The following is a 20,081-nucleotide window of genomic DNA, read 5'->3' on the forward strand; positions in this document are numbered from 1 at the left end:
AGGGGCCTAATACGCCAGCAATTTCCCCACTGTTCCCTCCAGCCTTGCCTTTGCCAAAAACTGGTCTTCCAGTGCTTTGTTCATGGGGATGGCGGTATCCAGGCTGCCGCAGCGCATTACAGGGGCGTCCAGGTATTTAAAACAATGCTCGGCAATATGAGCGGCTATCTCCGCGCCGAAACCGCTGGTTAAGGTGTCTTCATGCAAAACCAATGCGCGGCCGGTTTTCTTTACACTTTTTTCTACCGCTTCCTGATCCCAGGGCAACAGGCTGCGCAAATCAACAATCTCGATGGATTGCTCAGGGTGATTTTCTGCATATTCCAAAGCCCAGTGTACTCCCAGTCCAAAAGTAATGATACTGGCCTGTTCTCCCTGTTTTACAATATTGGCCTTACCTATCTCAATCATACAATCGTTATCGGGCACTTCGCCGCTTATGCTGCGGTAAAGGTATTTGTGTTCAAAATAAATTACAGGGTTAGGGTCATCAATAGCGGCCAGCAACAACCCTTTGGCATCTGCCGGAAAAGCTGGGTATACCACTTTAAGTCCGGGAGTTTTTGTAAACCAGGCCTCATTGCTTTGCGAGTGAAAAGGGCCTGCACCCGTACCCGCACCGGTTGGCATACGTACCACCATATCAACCCCCTGCGCCCAGCGATAATGGGTTTTGGCCAGGTTGTTAATGATCTGGTTAAAGCCACAGGTAACAAAATCGGCAAACTGCATTTCAACAATGGCTTTGTAGCCGTTTAGCGCCAAACCCATACCAGCCCCTACAATGCCCGACTCACAAATGGGTGTGTTCCGCACCCGGCCTTTGCCAAATTCTTCAACAAAGCCCTGGGTTATTTTAAAAGCACCGCCATATTCCGCAATATCCTGACCCATGATCACCAGGTTGGTATGTTTGCGCATCGCTTGCCTTAATCCATCGCTTATAGCATCAATATACCGTTTGCTGGTTGCCGGCGACGCAGGTGGTTGTGAGGCAGGAAACTGATAAGGCTGGTACATATCTCTTATTTCGGTTTCTATATCCGGAACAATATCAGCCTCGCTGTATACCTTTTCAAATTCCGATTCGATGAGCGTGGTCATTTCCTTTTTGATCACCGGGATCAATTCGGGCTGCAGCACACCTTCGCTCAATAAATAATTTTCAAAGTTAGTCACCGGGTCTTTACCTTCCCACCACTCAAATAAATTGTGCGGAACATACTTGGTACCCGAAGCTTCTTCGTGGCCCCTCATCCTAAAGGTCATGCATTCCAGCAATACCGGTCGCGGGTTTTCACGAATGCTTTGGTTAATATCTTTGATGGTATGGTAAACTTCCAGTATGTTATTGCCATCAATTCTACGGCCCTCTATACCATAACCTATAGCTTTATCCACCAGTTTAAGGCAGTTATATTGCTCATTAACCGGGGTTGAAAGGCCATAGCCATTATTCTCGATCAAAAATATAACAGGCAGTTTCCAAACTGAAGCGATATTGAGGGCCTCATGAAAGTCGCCCTCGCTGGTGGCTCCTTCGCCGGTAAATACCAGGGTTGATTTTTTTCGTTCCGATAAAACATCGGCAAGTGCAATGCCATCTGCAAGGGCCAGCTGTGGCCCCAGGTGCGATATCATACCTATGATCTTATATTCTTGCGTACCAAAATGAAAGGACCTGTCGCGCCCCCTGGTAAAGCCTGATGGCTTACCCTGCCACTGCGCCATTAATCGCGAAAGCGGGATATCTCTCGATGTAAAAACACCCAGGTTTCGGTGCATGGGTAAAATATATTCGTCGCTTTGCATGGCCAGTGTACTGCCAACAGCAATGGCTTCCTGCCCTATTCCCGAAAACCATTTGCCAATGCGTCCCTGTCGTAACAGGATCAGCATTTTCTCCTCAACCAGGCGTGGCAGCAACAATTTTTTGTAAAAAAATGTTAAATCTTCGTTATTAAGGGTTTTACGGTCAAAAATCATACTGTAAAACTACTGAAGTTTTTAAAACTTTGTATGTTTGATGATCCTATCTAAAAACTATGAAACGAATCGGTTTTTTATTGTTCGCGTTATTATTGATCATTGGTTTTGCGGCCAGTTCTCAGGATTATTTTTTATTGCCCCAAAGCTTTTATCTAAAAAAAGGTGATAAGCTTAATCTACATTTATTGAGTGGCAATGAATTTCAAAAAGACGCGGAATATAAATACGAGGCCGGCAAGATCTCGAAATTTATGCTGTATGAAGGATCGAAAAAAACTGACCTGAGCAAGGTTCCGGCTCCGAAAGACACATCGGCCAACATACTTAATTATCAGTTTGAAAACAGTGGTTTGGCCTTGATAGAACTGGTGAAAAGTGAAAGCATAGAATCTGAAAGGAACAAATTTTTAAAATACCTGGATAACGAAGGACTGGATAAGATAGCCGAAGACGCTAAAAACAGTAATCAGCAGTATTTTGTTGAAAAGTCAAACCGCTATTTAAAAACATTGATTGCTATTGATAAAGCTAACGGTAAAGATTTTGATAAACCGCTGGGCGAAGATTATGAAATAGTGCTGCAACAAAACCCATATAAGGCCAGCTATGGTGATGATGTGACTGCTCAAATACTATTTAAAGGCAAGATATTAAAAGATGCCGTTGTTATAGTTTATGTAAGAACCATTAACGGCAATGTGTTTCCGCAAAAGTTAAGTTCCGATGCCCTGGGACAAGTTTACTTTAAACTGAGCCGTGAGGGTATATATATGGTTAGTTCAGTACATGTAGAAACATCTACCGATAAAAATGCTGATTTTGAAAGCTGGGGCGCTACCTACACCTTTGCTTTCAGCAATGCCGATAGTAAACCTAATACTTACAGGGAATTTGGTTTGGGAGATAAACATTAAGTTGGTTAGGAAAACATAATTTGTCATTCTGAGCATAGCGAAGAACCTACTCTTCAATATGCATGTCTGCGAATAGATCCTTCGCTACGCTCAGGATGACCAGGTAAAAAATGTAATCACCCTCATCATTACTCAAAAAGCAATATATCCAAACGTACTTAACTGCCTGCTGCTCCTGTTGGCATCTGTAATGATCAAAGCGCCTTTTCTGTAAAGCGTTATACCTTCCCAATTATTTTTTGGTCCCGGGAAGGCTGATGTAACCTGTTTCCAGTTAGTATCCTTACGGTTATCGAGCATTACAATACGGCCATAGCTGGTGGTTTTTGCTTTTAAATAGTCGGGGTTGTTGGTCAGGCTGTCTTTCAGATCAGGGATGGTTTTTTTAATTTTTTCTTCCTGGTTCTTTATGATATCGTTGTTCAGGTAGGCATTATAGTCGCCGTTCCAAAAGTAATTGACACCATAAATTTTATCATCGCTGGTTGTGGCAATATCTGTTATCCGAAAATAAAGCGATGGCGTTTTTATTTGTTCAACCTTTTTAAAAGCAGTATCAATTAAATACCCGCTGCCACCTTTAGGAGCTCCGTTAAACTCGTAATATGCCAAAAGTTTTTTTTCTTTTGGCAGCCAGGTCATGCTTTCAAATCCGGCATTTTCAATATGAACCGGTCTTTTAAGCGTTATAAAATTCAGCGGGTCAATTGTCAGTATATTTTTAGCCGTATCAAGCTTTCCTTTCAACAAAAAGCAGTAGTTGGAGGAATCATTGGTTTCTATGGACAAGTAGGCAGTATTATTGAATATGGCTATAGCTTCGAATCCCTCGTACCAGGTTTTTACTGAATCGGGCAGTTTATTCAGGTTTTTAACGCTGATGGTTCTGTAGCTGGTTAGCGAGGTGTCTTTGCTATCTATAACCCTGCCTATGCTGTCGGCCAATATGCTATATATAAAAAAGTCGCCGTCAAGTTTTGTTTCTTTGCGACTGCCATATTGCGGTTCAAGATAAAGCCGGTTATTATACATGGTTATGCCTGAGTACTCCTCATTTACACTATTAATATTGGGTGGTAAAGAAATGGGTTTAAAGGAGCTTTGAGCGCTTACGCCGATCGAAGTGCATGTAGTTACCGCTATCAGCAGTACATACCAGTAATAGTTTTTATACATAAGGCAGGGGTTAATACACAGTATAAATATAGCTTATAAATCATATTCATTAAGATATAATGTGATGCACAATATATTGATCGTCAAACTATATGCGTTTAGTTTTAACATTTAAGCCAGAATTAAGCTTTAATGCCTGCTATAACATATATATTTATGGCCGCAGATGAAAATTTAACAAAATTTAACATTTAAGCACCGTTTTTTTTTGGCGAAAAAATGATTGTGTGTTTAAGTTTGCCTACCGAATTAAAAAGATTGCATGGAAGAATTAAAAAGTAATACCGAAAACGTTTCATCAGGCACAATTCCTGGTAACTTATCGTATTCAACCGATATCAGGGCACTGAATGAAATGATACAAAAAGAAAGTGCATTTATCGATCTGCTTAAAATGGAGATGGATAAAGTGATTATCGGACAAAAATATATGGTAGAACGATTGCTGATCGGTTTATTGGCCGATGGCCATATCCTTTTAGAAGGTGTTCCCGGGTTGGCAAAAACGCTGGCCATCAACACGCTGGCAAAAGCCATACAGGCCGATTACAGCCGTATCCAGTTCACCCCCGATCTTTTACCAGCCGATTTGCTGGGTACCATGATCTATAATCAAAAAAAGGAAGAGTTCATTGTTCGTAAAGGACCGTTGTTCTCTAACTTTATCCTGGCCGATGAAATAAACCGCGCCCCCGCCAAAGTGCAAAGCGCGCTATTGGAGGCTATGCAGGAACGTCAGGTTACCATTGGCGATAATACTTTCCCACTGCCTAACCCTTTCCTGGTACTGGCTACGCAAAACCCCATAGAGCAGGAAGGTACATACCCATTGCCCGAAGCACAGGTTGACCGTTTTATGCTGAAGGTAGTTATCAATTACCCGGATAAGGAAGAAGAAAAAAGAATTATCCGTGCCAATATATTACCTAATGGTATGCCTAAACCTACGGCCATCATTAAACCCGAAGAAATTGTACGTGCCCGTAAAATTGTAAGGGAAGTATACATGGACGAAAAAATTGAGCAGTATATTATTGACATTGTTTTCGCTACCCGTTACCCTGAACAGTTTAAGCTGGCTCATTATAAAAATCTGATCACCTTTGGCGCGTCGCCAAGGGCGAGCATTAACCTGGCGCTGGCTGCCAAAGCTTACGCCTTTATTAAACGCAGGGGATATGTGATCCCTGAGGATGTGCGTGCCATCTGCCATGATGTGTTGCGTCACCGTATAGGTTTAAGTTACGAGGCCGAGGCAGAGAACATTACCAGCGAAAATATAATCACAGGGATTTTAAACGCGGTAGAGGTGCCGTAGCCTCACCCAAACCCTCCCCTAAAGGGAGAGGGCTTTAAAAGGAATTACACCTAATTATTAAAAATGCTGATCAAAAGTCTCACCCTTCAGGGGGGGATTTAGAGGGGGCTCAATATGGCTAAGGATACCAAAGAACTGCTTAAAAAAGTAAGGAAGATCGAGATCAAAACCCGGGGGTTAAGTAACCACTTATTCTCGGGCGAATATCATTCGGCTTTCAAAGGCCGAGGTATGGCTTTTAGCGAGGTGCGTGAATACCAGTTGGGTGATGAGATACGAACTATTGACTGGAATGTTACCGCCCGCTTTAATCACCCTTACGTTAAAGTATTTGACGAGGAACGTGAACTTACCGTAATGCTGCTCATGGACGTGAGCGGCTCTGAAAATTTTGGTACCCAAAACCAGCAAAAGCAAGACCTGGCTACCGAGCTTTGCGCAGTGCTGGCATTTTCGGCCATACAGAATAACGATAAGGTGGGGGTGATCTTCTTTAGCGACAAGATCGAGAAATTTATTCCGCCTAAAAAGGGCCGTACCCATATACTGATGATCATCAGGGAACTGATAGACTTTAAACCAGAGAGTAAGGGCACCAATGTTGCCGAAGCCTTGAAATATTTTACAAGGGTTATCAAGAAAAAATGCACGGCTTTTATTCTCTCCGATTTTATAAGCCCCGGTTTTGATGATGAATTAAAGATCGCCAATAAAAAGCATGATATTATTGCTTTAAGGCTGTATGATAAACATGAAGAAGAGTTCCCGAACCTGGGCCTGATCCCAATGAAGGATGAAGAAACCGGGGAACTGTTATGGATTAACACTGCCGACCAGGCCGTGCGTAATGCCTTTAAAGCAGAAGGATTGAGAAGGAACGGCTTGCTGAAAGAAACCTTCCGCAGATCGGGTGTTGATTTTACCAGCGTGGGTACACATGAATCATACGTAAAGCCATTAATGACATTATTTAAAAAGCGGGAAGGCAGAAGATGATTATGCGGAGTTTTAATTACATCCTGATCCTGTGTATAGTACTAATGGGTTCTTTTTATAAGGCCGGCGCGCAAAGCATCAGAGCCGAGGCCAAGCTCGACAGGGCAGTGATACTGATAGGTGAGCAAACCCAATTTCATTTGAGCGTTAAATTCCACGTAAAGGATAAGGTTGATTTCCCGGTGTTAACGGATACCATCAGCGGTAAAGTTCAAATTGTAAGCGTTAAGGCCGATACTACATTTGATAAAGAGGATGTAAGTATGGAAACCATCAGAAGGAGTTATACCATCACTTCGTTTGATAGCGGCGATTATGTGATCCCATCATACGCGTTCCACGCAACGGGCGGCGATTCTAAAACTGAGGCATTAAGGCTGCAGGTATCGCCGGTAGCGGTTGATACCACCAAAGCTATTTATGATATTAAGCAGCCGCTTGCCATAAAATATTCTTTGTGGGACTGGCTGCGCGATAACTGGCAATTGGTGCTTATAGTTTTAGCTGTTTTACTGGTGATTGGCGCCGTTATTTATTATTTACGGAAAAGACCTAAAAAAGAAGTTATTGTAGAAGCTCCCAAACCTGTTATACCAGCCTACATTACTGCGTTACAAAAACTAACCGAACTGCGCGATAAAAAACTATGGCAGCAGGAACAGGTAAAACAATATCATACGGAATTAAGTGATGTGATACGCGAATACTTAGAGATCCGCTACACCATACAGGCACAGGAACAAACATCTGATGAGATTTTTGCCAGTCTGCGGTACATGGATATTACCGAGGAGAACAGAAACATGCTGCGCCAGATGCTGATCCTGGCCGATTTGGTGAAGTTTGCCAAGGAAAAACCGTTGCCTTATGAAAATGAGCAAAGTCTGGATAATGCTGTGGCTTTTGTAAACAACACCAAGCAAGTGATTCAAGCACCCGTTGTAAAGGAAGAGGATAAGAAATGAGCTGGTTAAACGGAATCGAATTTGCCCATCCCGGATTTTTCTGGTTACTGATCATCATACCCTTAATGGTGAGCTGGTATATATGGAAACAGCGCCAGCTGCAAGGGAATTTAAGTGTGCCTACGCTTAAGGGTTTCACTATTAAAAAAAGCAATATAGCCCCTTACAGGCACTCGGGTATTGTATTGCGATCATTGGCCCTGATTGCGTTAATAGTTGCGCTGGCCAGGCCGCAATCGTCATTAAGCTGGCAAGACAGCACTACCGAGGGTATTGATATTATGATAGCCTCAGATATATCAGGCAGTATGCTGGCGGAGGATTTTAAACCCAACCGGTTGGAAGCCGGCAAGAACATCGCTATTGACTTCATAAAAAACCGCCCCAACGACCGGATTGGCCTGGTCGTATTCAGCGGTGAAAGCTTTACGCAATGTCCGCTAACTATTGATCATGATGTACTGATTAACATGTATGCTGATATCAAAAACGGGATGATTGAGGATGGTACCGCTATTGGCATGGGCCTGGCAACCGCGGTGAACCGCCTGCGGGGCAGCGAAGCAAAAAGCAAAGTGATCATTTTGCTTACTGATGGTTCAAACAATGCCGGATCAGTACCACCCATTACCGCTGCTGAGATTGCCAAACAATTTAATGTAAGGGTGTATACGGTAGGGCTTGGTACTAACGGTTATGCGCCGTATCCGGTTCAAACGCCTTTTGGGGTTCAATACCAGCGCATGAAGGTTGATATTGACGAGGGTACACTATCAAAAATTGCCAGCATAACGGGGGGTAAATATTTCAGGGCCACCAATAACGAAACGCTGAAAGAAATTTATACCCAGATAGATAAACTGGAAAAAGCTAAAATTGATGTAACCCAGTACCGCAAAAAAACAGAAATGTTTTTGCCATGGACCATTATAGCCCTGGTATTGTTATCACTTGAATTTTTATTAAAAAACACCCTGTTTAAAGGGGCCTTAACTTAATAAAATGCTACGTTTTGCACATATAGATATTTTATGGGGACTGCTGGTAATTCCGGTTTTTATCCTGCTGTTTTTAGTGGTAAGCCGCTGGAAAAAGAAGGCTGTTGCCTCCCTGGGGGATAAAAATGTAGTGAAACTGATGATGCCCCAGGTTTCTTTTTCAAGACCATGGCTTAAGTTCATCTTTTTCCTGGTAGCGTATGCCAGTTTAATAGTAGCCATGGCCGATCCGCAGATGGGTTCCAAAACCGAGGAAGTAAAACGCAAGGGCGCCGATCTGATGATCCTGCTGGATGTATCAAACAGTATGCTTGCACAGGACCTGGCCCCAAACCGCCTGGAGAATGCCAAGCAAGCCATTGCGCAGTTGATTGATAAAATGCATGACGACCGGATAGGTATCATTGTTTTTGCAGGTCAGGCCTATGTACAATTGCCGGTTACTACTGATTACTCCGCAGCTAAGCTGTTTTTAAATACCATCAATACCAATATGGTGCCTACGCAAGGTACAGCTATTGGTGCGGCAATAGACCTGGGTATGAAATCGTTTGATTTTAAGAACGGGACCGGTAAGGCTATGATCCTTATAACCGATGGTGAAAATCATGAGGATAACGCGGTTGAGGCAGCTACACAGGCTAAAAACAAGGACGTCGCCATCAATGTAGTAGGTGTTGGTTCTGCTGAAGGTGCACCTATACCCATTTACAAGGACGGGCAACCCGCAGGTTTCCATACCGACAGCGCGGGTAAACCCGTTGTAAGTAAGTTAAATGAGGATATGTGCAAGGATATTGCAGCGGCGGGTAATGGCGTTTATGTAAGAGCCAACAATTCCAACAGCGGGTTAAGCATTGTGATGGACCAGATAGGTAAAGTACAGCGTAAAATGTACGATAGCAAAACTTATAAGGATTTTGAAGATCGTTTCCAGTTTTTTGTGGCCATTACGCTGGTGTTATTGATGATAGAGTTTTTTATCTCGAACCGCAAAAATATGCGCTTGAGCGGGTTGAAATTATTTGAAGTAAAAAAGCCATGAAGCAATTTATCATAGTTGTATTATTAGTACTGCAAGCTTCTTTCCTTTTTGCCCAGCAAGAAAAAAAGTTCATCAAAAAGGGTAATGAGCTATACCAGCAGCAAAATTATAAAGATGCCGAAAGCAGCTATAGGCTATCAGTTGGTAAAAAAGACAAAACGGTTGAAGGTAACTTTAACCTGGGCGACGCCCTGTACAAGCAAAAGAAATATGCCGAGGCCGGTGCGCAATTCAATAAAATTGCATCCTCATCAAACAATAAAGAAGTGTTGGCCAAAGCATACCATAATTTAGGTAACTCCCTGCTCGACTCCAAAAAACTGGAGGAAAGCATTGCCGCCTACAAAAAATCACTACTGAACAATCCGCAGGATGATGAAACCAGGTACAACCTGGCCTATGCTCAAAAAAAGCTACAGCAACAAAAGCAACAGGACAAAAAGAATAAGGACGATAAGAATAAAGATAAGAACAAGAAGGATAAGAAGAACCAGGACGATAAAAATAAAGATAAAGACAAGAAGGATCAGGACAAAGACAAAAAGAACCAGGACGACAAGAATAAAGATCAGGATAAAAAAGACCAGCAAAATGGTGAGCAGCCACAGCCAAATAATGTATCCAAAGAAGATGCGGAACGGATGCTGGAAGCCCTGAATAACGATGAAAAACAAACGCAGGATAAGCTGAAAAACAAAAAGTTAAAAGGGGCTAAGGTGAATATTACAAAAGACTGGTAAGCGTTAGTGTTGTAAACAATGAAAAAAAAATATTCCATACTATTGCTGTTACTGCTTCAGGTAAGTTTGCTTTTTGCTGCCGATATAAAATTCACCGCATCGGTTAGTAAAACTGAGGTGGGTACCACGGAGCAGTTTGAGGTTACTTTTACTGTAAATGCTAATGGCGACCGCTTTACTCCCCCTTCGTTCAATGGTTTCCTGGTCGTATCCGGTCCTAATGTGTCTACCAGCATGTCGGTTATCAATGGTAATGCATCGTCGAGCATGGCTTATAGTTATGATCTGATTGCGGTAAAAGAAGGTACCTATACCATTGGGCCTGCAACTATAGTGGTAAACGGCAAAAAGCTGAGCACCAATCCCATAAAAATTAAAGCGGTTAAAGGGCAGGCTGTTCAGCAAAACAATAACGCGGCCGCGCAAAGTCAAAATGGTCCTAATAATGGCGTAACCATGCACCAGCCAGGGACTGATATCGCCAAATCATTGTTCATTAAGGCGGTGGTTGATAAAAGCCGTGTTTACCTGGGCGAACAAATAACCTTAACTTACAGGTTATACACCAGGGTACCCCTTGTTGGCAGCGAGCCTGAGAAATTGCCAGATCTGAATGGATTTTACAGTCAGGATATTAAAAACCCCGATCAAAATGTACACTGGCGTACCGAGACTTACAAAGGCGTAAAGTATAATGTTGCCGATATGAAGCAAAGTATCCTTTTTCCGGAGCATGAAGGCGACATTACTATTGATGGCATGTCCATGTTTTTTGTGGTAAGGGAATCGGCAGCATCCCGCGATCCGTTCGATCAGTTTTTTGATTCGTACAATGATGTTAAATACAAAATAAAAAGCGCCCCGGTAGTTGTACACGTTAAGCCCCTGCCTCAGGGTAAGCCCGATGGCTTTGGCGGTGCCGTTGGTCGCTTTTCTATCAGTACCGGTATAGATAAAAAGGAGCTTAAAGCCAATGAGCCCCTCAACTATAAAATAAGAATTTCGGGAACAGGGAACCTTAAACTATTGAAACCATTAAGTCCGGAGTTTCCGGCCGATTTCGAAAAATATGACCCTAAAACGGTTGATACCATTGCCGAAAAAGAAAGCGGAGTATCAGGCAGCCGTGTGTATACTTATCTGCTGATACCGAGACATGAAGGGAATTTCAATATTGACCCTGTAAAATTCTCTTATTTTGATCCTTCAACCGGCAAATATGTAACGCTGCCAACAAAGGCGTTTGCTATAAAAGTAAATAAAGGGTTGTCTGAAAGTAATGTTACCGCCTATTCGGGTGCTGATAAGCAGGATGTTAAAATGCTGAACAAGGATATTCGCTATATTAAAACTGACGGTGATGATATCATCAAAAAAGGCGAAGGGTTTTATGGCTCGGGTTTATATTATAGCCTGCTTGCCTTTGGGCCGCTTTTGTTTTTAGGAGCTTTGGCCTATGGTAAATGGGACGAAAAGAATAATAGCGATATTGTTAAAGTAAAAAGCCGAAAGGCTGGTAAAATAGCAGCCAAACATTTGGCCAGCGCGCAGGCGCAGCTATCGGCCAATAATTCAAAAGCATTTTATGAAAATGTGTTTAGGGGTTTATATGGTTATTTAAGCGATAAGCTGAATATTGCCGCGGCTGATTTGAACCGTGAAAGGATAGCTACCGAACTGAAAACCCAGGCGCTCGATGAAGGGCTGATCAATGAACTGCTGGATACGCTTGATCTGTGCGATATGGCCCGTTATGCACCGGTATCGGGGATATCTGAGCAGCAAATGTTTGACAAAGCAAAAAATATGATCAATGACATTGAAAATAAAATATAACATGATCAAACGCATCATATACCTGTTATTGCTCATCGTATCGCCATTATTAGCTTTTAGTAATGATGACGTAGCTGCGCTGTTTAAAAAGGGAAACGAACAATATGCCAAAGCCCAGTATAAAGAGGCCATAACATCGTACCAAAAGTTAGTGGATGGTGGTTATCAGTCAACGGCGGTTTATTTTAATTTGGGTAATGCCTATTATAAAACAGATGATATCGCACCGGCATTGTTGTATTATGAAAAGGCGCATAAGCTTTCGCCGGGCGATGAGGATATCCGTGTCAATATCCAGCTGGCCAACTTAAAAACCAGCGATAAGCTGGATGAAGCCCCGGAGTTTTTTATAAGCAAATGGTGGCATGCCTTTATTTTAGGAGCCTCGCTAAGTACATTGGCGGTGCTGAGCGTGTTGTTCTTTCTGGCTGGTTCGCTCGTTTTTATCCTTTACAGGTTTACCAATTCGGTCAGCGTGAAAAAGATCTCTTTTTATACCGCTATCTTGCTATTGTTCTTTGGTTTGGCTACCATTTTTGTGGCCGCAAGGCAAGCCGACTATTTTGAAAGCCATCGGCAGGCCATTGTTTTTAGCAGTTCGGTAACCATAAAAAGTGCACCGAGTAATACTTCAAAGAACCTGTTTGTGCTGCATGACGGAACCAAAGTTGATATTTTACAGCACAGTAACGACTGGGTGAAAATAAGACTATCCAACGGTAACGAAGGCTGGATAAGTGCTACTGATGTGAAAGAAATATAAGTAAACTATTTTGTCATGCTGAACAACGTGAAGCATCTATTCTACGATAGGCATGTTCAATAATAGATCCTTCGCTGTCGCTCAGGATGACAAATTATAATTTAGTAACTAAAGGTCTTTTGCCCAATTTCCAGCAAATTCATTACATCCTCTTTACTGCCGGTAAACGGCCCTGATGATTCTATTTTAAAGCTGGCCATAGCCGCGGCAAACTCTCCGGCCTCCTGGAACAAAGCGCCTTTGGTGCGCTGGTATAAATAGCCAGCCATGTAGGTATCGCCGCATCCGGTAGCATCAACAACAGCAGTTGGTATGTAGGCGGGTACGTTATAAAAAATACCATCAGCATAAATTACAGAACCCATGCTGCCCAGGGTAACTACCACTTCTTTAACACCCCAATCGGCCAATACTTCAGCGCCTTTCTTGATGTCTGTAAGCCCGGTAAGCGCTTCCAGCTCGTGCTCATTCACCTTTAAAATATCAATGTATTGCAAAGCTTCTTTTTTGGCCGGCCAGTCAACAGCAATTACATTTTTGTCTTCAACCTTGCGTAAATAACCTTGTGCATCTAACGATACCCTGCCCCGGCTGCTTAGTTCTTTGATCAGATTAACCGGAATGTCATCAGCAAGCAGCGGACCTAAATGGAATATACTGGCATTGATACCATTCAATTGCTCAATAGTAAAAGGATCGGCCTTTTGTAATACCCTTTGGGTACGATGATCCTGATTACCTGAATAAATGTTTTCGAAATATACAGTATGCGCACAGGTAGAAGCATGTACCTCGGTGCCTTTTGCGCGCAGGGTTTCAACAGTATGCATTTCGCTTTCGGCAAGCGAAGTTACCAGTGTATAGCTCACATCCATATTGCGGATGGCGCTTGAAAAGTAAAATGATGTGCCACCGGCCATGTGTGCCACCGCCCTTGGTGTAACCACCTTATCTAACGTAATATGCCCTATGCAACAAATATCGTACATGAAGTTTCTGTTTATGATAAATTGCCCTCCGTACGTTTATATTTTGGGCAAACCGCAAATGTAGGGAATAAGATGGTTTTTAACGTATCGGTACATTAACATGTAAAATAAATGACATTTAAGTAAGTAAAACTATAGTTACTCCTGGCAGTGTGTTACATTATTCAAAAGCAAAGGCCGATATGATGGGAAGACCTTTGCTTTTGAATGTATGGCTTAAAAAACACTAAATAATGTTACTGCGCTCATCACAATCATCAAAGCGTCTTCCACAATGGTGACTGTGCTCATGGGTAAATTAAAAACAGCGCCGAGACATGCACATTGTATCTTTCTTTTGTTCAGCACGCTTTGCAGCACACCTATCAGGCTCACGCTCATTACTATAAAGGTGATCGCGTTTACTATAACAGGTTGAATATTCAGTGCGAAAGCTAGGCCTAAACCCAGTTCAACAAAAGCATATATGTAACCCCAGGCCCGGAAGCGTTTGGCTATAATATCATACATGGAGTAGCTATCCGCAAAACCCTGCAGGTTAAGTAATTTAAAAAAGGAGAACACCAGGAAAAAGCCGCTCATGAATATACGCATGGCGGTCATGGTCATAAAACCATGCGCGGTGTAACCAGCAATAAGCGCTGTGGCTAAAATATAGCCAAATATGAGCAATATGGGTTTGTAGGTGGCGAGCCATGATCTGCTTTCGGTATCATCCATTTCCATACCGGCCATGTGATTATGCGCAGCCTCGCTTAGCTGATATTTAGGAAAATCTTTTAAAGCATCCTGTAATACTGATGTAGGGACATGCCGGCCCATGGTAATATCGGCTGTGCCCTCGGCAAGTGAAATATCTACGTTCTGCACGTCTTTTACCTGCGAAAGCAAGGTTTGAACTTTATGCTGACAGCCGCTGCAGGTCATGCCGGTTATTTGATAAGTATGTGTCATGATTTTTGTAATTAAATTGATAACACAAATTTATCAGCCAAAGCTCCCGCAGACTTTACAGAATTATAGATGAATTTTATAAGATTTCACTTCGTTAAGAGATAGTTTACACATCGTCGAGATTTTGACGGTGATGTATCTGCAGGCTTTTAAACTTTGATGGTGTCATGCCGGTTACCTGCTTAAATTGTGCCGAAAGGTGAGCCACGCTGCTATACCCCATCAGGTTGGCTATTTCTGACAGATTGAGCTCGTTATAAACCAGCAGCTCTTTTACCCGTTCAATTTTTTGGGCGATGTAGTATTTTTCAATAGTAGTGCCCTCCACCGCCGAAAATAAATTGCTCAGGTAGCTGTAATCGTGGTGCAACTGATCTGTTAATATGGCTGAGAGTTTTAATGGAGTTGACGTATCGGTATAATGCACCAGCTTAATGATCTGTGTTTTGATCTGCTCTATGAGGCGGCTTTTCTGGTTGTCAATAATTTCAAATCCTAAAGCGTTCAATGCTTTTCCCAATCCATCGAGTTGCTTTCCTGTTGGATTTTCGTTAAGGGTTATCTCACCAAGTTCTACACTCAGTGGCTCGACACCGGCTTTTTCCAGTTCGGTTTTTACCGCCATTTTACAGCGGTTGCATACCATATTTTTAACGTAGAGTTTCACAGATTATAAATGTGGTGCAAATTACGGATAAACTTATGGTACAACAAAAGCCCCTGCATAAGCAGAGGCCTTGTTTTACAGGCAGGTGATACAAATCAGCCACATTCCCCTTATTGATCCTGTATACCTGGTTCTGCAGTAGTTTTAATGTGTTTAACGATAAATGCTCCCGAGTACCTTTAATTAAAAACAAATCTTGAATGTCATTTCGAATGAGGAACGAGGAGAAATCTTATAAAATGTACAAAGGGCGAATAATGCAAGTAGTATAAGATTTCTCTCTACGTTCGAAATGACATCTATTTTTTTACTCATTGAAAATTCTAATCGATAAACACATTAATTTTCTTCGTCAGATGCCAGTACTTTGCCCGGACTTAGTAGTTTGGCACTTTCTGCCAGTTTTATAAATTCGGCGCGGTAACCCTCGGTGTCCTCTCCTTTTGCGGCGCGGGCCATTTGTATGGCCTGGTCATAGCTTGAATGTTGTTTAAACTGCGAATCACGTAACACCATACCAAACTCAGCAACAGCGGCCGCGAACCTAAAATCAATTGATGTTGCTTTTAACGCTATCGGAGTATCTTTAACGATAACCTGGCTCACTTTACTAACTGATGAAGTTGGTTGTTTGTACCTGAATTTAATGGTCAGCATTTCGTCGGTAGTGGTTACATAAGTAACAGGTTTTGGTTTTTGATACTTCAACGGATCAACACTGCCCGAATAATCATCCTTAATTCCGGCTGGCACTATTTCATAAAACGCGGTTACTGTGTGACCAGAACCCATATCGCCGGCATCTTTTTTATCATTGTTAAAATCCTCTTTGTTTAAAGCGCGGTTCTCATAACCCAGCAGGCGGTAGGCCTGTACTTTGGCCGGGTTAAATTCTACTTGCAGCTTTACATCTTTGGCAATGGTAAATAAGGTGCCTCCAAATTCGCTGATCAGGGTTTTGCGGGCTTCGGTAATATTATCAATGTAGGCATAATTACCATTACCCTTATCGGCTAAGGTTTCCATTTTGCTGTCTTTATAATTACCCATCCCAAAACCTAAAACAGATAGCGATATGCCGCTTTCACGTTCTTTTTCAATCAGTTTTTCCATATCATCATCGCTGGATGCGCCAACATTAAAATCACCGTCGGTTGCCAGTATTACGCGGTTATTGCCACCTTTCATAAAGTTTTCCCGCGCAATTTTATAGGCCAGTTTAATTCCAGCTCCTCCGGCTGTGGAGCCTCCAGCCTGTAAATTATCAATGGCATTGTTAATGGTGGTTTTTTTATCGCCTGTGGTGGCCGGTAATACTACGCCGGCTGCTCCGGCGTAAACCACAATGGCTACCCTGTCCTGAGGTCTTAACTGGTTAACCAGCATTTTTAATGACGACTGTACCAGCGGCAATTTGTTAGCATCATTCATCGATCCCGAAACATCAATCAGGAACACCAGATTTGAAGCGGGCAGTTTATCTGTAGCAATGGTTTTGGCTTTCAGGCCTATACGCAGTAAGCGGTGTTTGCTGTTCCATGGCGCGGCAGATAGTTCGGTATTAATAGCTACCGGTTCATTGTTGGTTGGACCTGGTATGTTGTAATGAAAGTAATTGATCATTTCCTCAATCCTTACGGCATCGGCAGGCGGCAATTGCCCGCTATTAATAAAGCGCCTTACATTGCTATACGATGCTGCGTCAACATCAACAGAAAAGGTAGATAAGGGTTCGCTGTCGACAGTTTTAAAGCCATTTTCGTTGATGCCCTTATAGCTTTCATCGTTTTCTGCCGGAGGGGGCATCATTCTTGCATCAACCACCATATAGCTATTTGAGTACATTTTATTTTTACCGACAATAATACCCGCTACCTTGCCAGCCAGCTTTTGATTAGCTGAAGCAGGTGCCTGATTGATGGTTGCTACACTGCCGGTAATGTTTACTTTTCTTTGCGTTCCATAGCCTGTCACTACTACTTCGTTAAGTGTTTTAAACGATGCTTTGAGGTAAATATTTATGGTATTGCTTTTACTTATTTTAATGGTTTGAGGCTCAAAGCCAATAAAACTGAATGTTAAACTGGTTTTTCCATCTGGTACGTCAATGGCGTAGTGCCCTTTGGTGTCTGTTTGTGTGGCAATACGGGTACCTGTTACTAATACCTGTACACCCGGCAATACCGATCTGGTATCATCATAAACGGTTCCGCTGATGTGACGGCTGCTGGTTGGCTTAAACCCTGTAAAGCCCGCAAGTATCAAAATGAATAATAGCTGTTTCATAACATTTTTGTTTTTTAATAAGGATGTATGCAACTGTTAATTTCCATAAACGATTTAAAAAATTTATTTTGCGCTTTTTAATGACCAATTCTATCAAACCAAACAAACAAAGCCCATCAGCCGACGATGAACTGCTATCTATTTATCGTAGTAGCGGTGATGTTGCAGTTTTAGGGCAGCTGTATGAAAGGTATATGCCTTTGATGTATGGAGTTTGTTTAAAATACCTGAAGGATGAGGAACAGGCAAAGGATGCGGTGATGGGGATATTTGAAGAGTTGGTGACCAAAGTTAAACAACATGATATCAGCATATTCAGGAGCTGGTTATATGTACTTGGGCGCAATTATTGCTTAATGCAATTAAGGGCCGGTAAAAAATTAGAAACGGTTGCTTTGGATGAGGTTATGGAATTTACCCCGCTTTTGCATCCTGATGATAATAACCGCGAAGAAGCTTATAACGCTTTGGAGCGTTGTATTGATAAACTAACCGGGGCGCAAAAACAAAGCATTGATTTGTTTTATTTAAAAGAGAAGTGCTATAAGGAAGTGGCGGATATTACCGGTTTTAGTTTAAATGAGGTAAAAAGTTATATACAAAACGGCAAACGAAACCTGAAAATTTGCCTGGAGAAGAACAGTGAGCAATAAAAAAGTAGACATAGCGCAGATCAGGAAGTACCATAACGGGGAGCTTAGTGCCACTGCCATGCATAAGCTTGAACGCGAGGCCCTTGACGATCCATTTTTGATGGACGCGTTAGAAGGATATGAAACTGCCGGTAAAGATCAGCAGACTAATCTTAATGAGCTATCTGAACGATTGGAACAGCGTACCAGTGTAAAAAAAGCTCGCATTATTCCATGGAAGATATTGTCAATAGCCGCGTCAATTATTGTGGTATTAACTATTGGCGGCTTGTGGCTTAAAAAAACACCTCCGGCAGAGAAAATAGCCAATATTGCGCTGCCCGTCCCTGATAAGACCAAGGTTGAACAATCAAAAGACACTTTAAAAGCGCCCGCTGCTTCTGTTGCACAAGCTCCGTTAATTACACAAAATGCGAAACCGGCCGCCGTATTAAAACCGGCCGGTAAGCTAAGCGATAAGGCCTTATATCAGCAGGAAATATCAGCGAATGATAGTAAAGTTGCTTCTGATTCAAACTATGGGTACACGGCGAATGAAACGCCTCCGGCCGCGCCAACAATTAAACTGCAGGAAGAGAAAAAGGATAATACGCAACAACTAAGCGAGGTTGTGGTCATGAACTATAATCAGCAAAGTAAACAGGATAGTCTGGAAAAGGCCGAATTGGCCAGGGGAAAAGCAAGATCTTCCGCAGCGACTATCGACTCAAAGTTGCAGGGTAAAGTAGAGGGTTTAACGGTAATTACATCAAAAGATTCAAAAACGCAATTTGGCCCCGGACACATTGCCGGTACTAATATTTCGGGCATCATTATTTCAAAGGATGATGGTCAGCCTGTGATCGGCGCCGCTATACGCATTAAGGGAACAAATAAATCAACAGTAACCAATACCAACGGGTATTTTGCTTTACCCGTGTCAGGAAATAAAGAAACATTGGATATTGCATCTATTGGTTATGAGCACAAGCAGGTAAGTGCAAAAGGAGGTGATAGCTTAAAAGTAGAACTCGATCAGATTAAAGGTGCCCTTAGTGAAGTTGTAGTGACTAAAAAAGATGCTAATGATGAACCCGCCGCTGAAAGTGCACATCCGCAGGATGGATGGAGTTCGCTTAAAAAATATTTACAAACAAATGCCTTTTTAACCGATGGTACAACGGGGAGTGTAAGTGTTGCTTTTACTGTTGATACAGATGGTAATCTTAGCGATTTTAAAATTAAAAAGAGCCTGAATGCCACTGCTGATCAAAAAGCTATCGATCTGATAAAGGCTGGCCCTTCGTGGGTTGGCAATAACAACCGCAAACCTGAACAAGTTACGGTTAAGGTGAAGTTTCAAAAGCAAAAATAAGGTAAATATTACCTTGTAGAAGCTTATTATAGACATTGCCCAATCACCACGTCATTGCGAGGAACGAAGCTATCTCTATGCTATATCGAGCGAATATGCCTATAGCAGACCCGCTCTTGGCCGCGGGAGGGCCAGTTACTTTGTAGCCACAAAGTAACCAAAGGGCTTTCAGCAGAAATGCTTCTTTGCCGCACAAGGCCTTCGCCCCGCAAATCAGCCAGAACCACGGGCTGCTTAATTTTGCCGCCACTTTCGTTCGCTCACAACCATTGCTTTTGGCAAAATTGCTAATGCCCCTGCAGCCGCACAAGTCCAGCATATTCTGTCTGCTTTCATCCGAAGCTTATCTGCTGACGGGAAGAAAAGGAAATAAGATTTGTGTTTCCTGAAAGGGCTCTTAAGAAGTGGCACAAACAAAAAAGCGCGATGGTGATCACC

Annotated in this window: 18 protein-coding genes; 11 read left to right on the forward strand and 7 right to left on the reverse strand. The window is 42.4% G+C overall.

Translation table 11 applies throughout. The features are described 5' to 3' along the window. Positions 1–6: 6 nt before the first annotated feature. Positions 7–1,986: an alpha-ketoacid dehydrogenase subunit alpha/beta gene (locus AC1DRQ_RS16680; protein ID WP_477425765.1), complete on the reverse strand. Its 1,980-nt coding sequence runs from the start codon at positions 1,984–1,986 to the stop codon at positions 7–9. 59 nt (positions 1,987–2,045) lie between these two features. Here AC1DRQ_RS16680 and AC1DRQ_RS16685 point away from each other — a divergent pair, with 59 nt between their 5' ends. After that, positions 2,046–2,903: a DUF4198 domain-containing protein gene (locus AC1DRQ_RS16685; RefSeq protein WP_477425766.1), complete on the forward strand. Its 858-nt coding sequence runs from the start codon at positions 2,046–2,048 to the stop codon at positions 2,901–2,903. Between the two features lie 132 nt (positions 2,904–3,035). Here AC1DRQ_RS16685 and AC1DRQ_RS16690 read toward each other — a convergent pair whose 3' ends face one another. Beyond that, positions 3,036–4,079 carry a hypothetical protein gene (locus AC1DRQ_RS16690; RefSeq protein ID WP_477425767.1) on the reverse strand — a complete coding sequence of 348 codons (1,044 nt, stop codon included), beginning with the start codon at positions 4,077–4,079 and terminating at the stop codon, positions 3,036–3,038. A gap of 262 nt (positions 4,080–4,341) precedes the next feature. On the opposite strand from AC1DRQ_RS16690, the gene AC1DRQ_RS16695 reads away from it, so the two are divergent. The 8 genes from AC1DRQ_RS16695 to AC1DRQ_RS16730 all read left to right on the forward strand — a co-directional run bounded on the left by AC1DRQ_RS16695 (position 4,342) and on the right by AC1DRQ_RS16730 (position 12,740). Continuing rightward, a complete protein-coding gene (locus AC1DRQ_RS16695; protein ID WP_429398830.1) occupies positions 4,342–5,397 on the forward strand; it encodes an AAA family ATPase in 1,056 nt (351 codons plus the stop codon). A 114-nt stretch (positions 5,398–5,511) separates the two neighbouring features. Then, on the forward strand, positions 5,512–6,393 hold the full coding sequence (locus AC1DRQ_RS16700) for a DUF58 domain-containing protein (protein ID WP_477425768.1): 882 nt from the start codon (positions 5,512–5,514) through the stop codon (positions 6,391–6,393). Positions 6,394–6,395: 2 nt separating this feature from the next. Then, entirely contained in the window at positions 6,396–7,358 is a 963-nt protein-coding gene (locus tag AC1DRQ_RS16705; protein ID WP_477425769.1) for a hypothetical protein, read from the forward strand. Beyond that, positions 7,355–8,356 (forward strand): vWA domain-containing protein, encoded by a 1,002-nt coding sequence (locus tag AC1DRQ_RS16710; protein ID WP_429398824.1) that lies wholly within the window; start codon positions 7,355–7,357, stop codon positions 8,354–8,356. The genes AC1DRQ_RS16705 and AC1DRQ_RS16710 overlap by 4 nt, the downstream gene beginning before the upstream one ends. A gap of 4 nt (positions 8,357–8,360) precedes the next feature. After that, complete coding sequence (locus AC1DRQ_RS16715; protein ID WP_477425770.1) at positions 8,361–9,401, forward strand: vWA domain-containing protein; 1,041 nt, start codon at positions 8,361–8,363, stop codon at positions 9,399–9,401. Next, positions 9,398–10,141 carry a tetratricopeptide repeat protein gene (locus tag AC1DRQ_RS16720; protein WP_477425771.1) on the forward strand — a complete coding sequence of 248 codons (744 nt, stop codon included), beginning with the start codon at positions 9,398–9,400 and terminating at the stop codon, positions 10,139–10,141. Before AC1DRQ_RS16715 ends, AC1DRQ_RS16720 begins: the two co-directional genes overlap by 4 nt. An 18-nt stretch (positions 10,142–10,159) precedes the next feature. Further along, complete coding sequence (locus AC1DRQ_RS16725) at positions 10,160–11,977, forward strand: BatD family protein (RefSeq protein ID WP_477425772.1); 1,818 nt, start codon at positions 10,160–10,162, stop codon at positions 11,975–11,977. A gap of 1 nt (position 11,978) precedes the next feature. Further along, complete coding sequence (locus tag AC1DRQ_RS16730; protein WP_477425773.1) at positions 11,979–12,740, forward strand: SH3 domain-containing protein; 762 nt, start codon at positions 11,979–11,981, stop codon at positions 12,738–12,740. 101 nt (positions 12,741–12,841) lie between these two features. Here AC1DRQ_RS16730 and AC1DRQ_RS16735 read toward each other — a convergent pair whose 3' ends face one another. From AC1DRQ_RS16735 to AC1DRQ_RS16750, 4 genes are all read right to left on the reverse strand, one after another. After that, positions 12,842–13,729 (reverse strand): PfkB family carbohydrate kinase, encoded by an 888-nt coding sequence (locus AC1DRQ_RS16735; RefSeq protein WP_477425774.1) that lies wholly within the window; start codon positions 13,727–13,729, stop codon positions 12,842–12,844. A 216-nt stretch (positions 13,730–13,945) separates the two neighbouring features. Continuing rightward, positions 13,946–14,683, reverse strand: coding sequence for a heavy-metal-associated domain-containing protein (locus tag AC1DRQ_RS16740; protein WP_477425775.1), 738 nt, complete (start codon positions 14,681–14,683; stop codon positions 13,946–13,948). Between the two features lie 106 nt (positions 14,684–14,789). Then, the gene (locus AC1DRQ_RS16745) at positions 14,790–15,308 is read right to left on the reverse strand and encodes a helix-turn-helix domain-containing protein (RefSeq protein WP_429398809.1); all 519 of its coding nucleotides are present in this window, start codon (positions 15,306–15,308) and stop codon (positions 14,790–14,792) included. A gap of 381 nt (positions 15,309–15,689) precedes the next feature. Next, on the reverse strand, positions 15,690–17,636 hold the full coding sequence (locus AC1DRQ_RS16750) for a vWA domain-containing protein (RefSeq protein ID WP_477425776.1): 1,947 nt from the start codon (positions 17,634–17,636) through the stop codon (positions 15,690–15,692). A gap of 80 nt (positions 17,637–17,716) precedes the next feature. Between AC1DRQ_RS16750 and AC1DRQ_RS16755 the strand changes: the two genes are divergently transcribed. Continuing rightward, positions 17,717–18,289 (forward strand): RNA polymerase sigma factor, encoded by a 573-nt coding sequence (locus tag AC1DRQ_RS16755; RefSeq protein ID WP_477425777.1) that lies wholly within the window; start codon positions 17,717–17,719, stop codon positions 18,287–18,289. Then, entirely contained in the window at positions 18,279–19,643 is a 1,365-nt protein-coding gene (locus AC1DRQ_RS16760) for a carboxypeptidase-like regulatory domain-containing protein (protein ID WP_477425778.1), read from the forward strand. Before AC1DRQ_RS16755 ends, AC1DRQ_RS16760 begins: the two co-directional genes overlap by 11 nt. A gap of 234 nt (positions 19,644–19,877) precedes the next feature. On the opposite strand, the gene AC1DRQ_RS16765 is transcribed toward AC1DRQ_RS16760, so the two are convergent. Beyond that, the coding region (locus AC1DRQ_RS16765) for a hypothetical protein (RefSeq protein WP_477425779.1) at positions 19,878–20,081 on the reverse strand (204 nt) is incomplete at its 5' end.

The organism is Mucilaginibacter sp. P4_E8 (genome assembly GCF_056401495.1).

Coding starts and splice junctions, on each gene's coding strand:
- AC1DRQ_RS16715 (WP_477425770.1), top strand. CDS start 8,361: ATGCTACGTTTTGCACATATAGATATTTTATGGGGACTGCTGGTAATT.
- AC1DRQ_RS16720 (WP_477425771.1), top strand. CDS start 9,398: ATGAAGCAATTTATCATAGTTGTATTATTAGTACTGCAAGCTTCTTTC.
- AC1DRQ_RS16735 (WP_477425774.1), bottom strand. CDS start 13,729: ATGTACGATATTTGTTGCATAGGGCATATTACGTTAGATAAGGTGGTT.
- AC1DRQ_RS16710 (WP_429398824.1), top strand. CDS start 7,355: ATGAGCTGGTTAAACGGAATCGAATTTGCCCATCCCGGATTTTTCTGG.
- AC1DRQ_RS16755 (WP_477425777.1), top strand. CDS start 17,717: ATGACCAATTCTATCAAACCAAACAAACAAAGCCCATCAGCCGACGAT.
- AC1DRQ_RS16725 (WP_477425772.1), top strand. CDS start 10,160: ATGAAAAAAAAATATTCCATACTATTGCTGTTACTGCTTCAGGTAAGT.
- AC1DRQ_RS16700 (WP_477425768.1), top strand. CDS start 5,512: ATGGCTAAGGATACCAAAGAACTGCTTAAAAAAGTAAGGAAGATCGAG.
- AC1DRQ_RS16730 (WP_477425773.1), top strand. CDS start 11,979: ATGATCAAACGCATCATATACCTGTTATTGCTCATCGTATCGCCATTA.
- AC1DRQ_RS16695 (WP_429398830.1), top strand. CDS start 4,342: ATGGAAGAATTAAAAAGTAATACCGAAAACGTTTCATCAGGCACAATT.
- AC1DRQ_RS16740 (WP_477425775.1), bottom strand. CDS start 14,683: ATGACACATACTTATCAAATAACCGGCATGACCTGCAGCGGCTGTCAG.
- AC1DRQ_RS16745 (WP_429398809.1), bottom strand. CDS start 15,308: ATGGCGGTAAAAACCGAACTGGAAAAAGCCGGTGTCGAGCCACTGAGT.
- AC1DRQ_RS16750 (WP_477425776.1), bottom strand. CDS start 17,636: ATGAAACAGCTATTATTCATTTTGATACTTGCGGGCTTTACAGGGTTT.
- AC1DRQ_RS16705 (WP_477425769.1), top strand. CDS start 6,396: ATGCGGAGTTTTAATTACATCCTGATCCTGTGTATAGTACTAATGGGT.
- AC1DRQ_RS16685 (WP_477425766.1), top strand. CDS start 2,046: ATGAAACGAATCGGTTTTTTATTGTTCGCGTTATTATTGATCATTGGT.
- AC1DRQ_RS16690 (WP_477425767.1), bottom strand. CDS start 4,079: ATGTATAAAAACTATTACTGGTATGTACTGCTGATAGCGGTAACTACA.
- AC1DRQ_RS16680 (WP_477425765.1), bottom strand. CDS start 1,986: ATGATTTTTGACCGTAAAACCCTTAATAACGAAGATTTAACATTTTTT.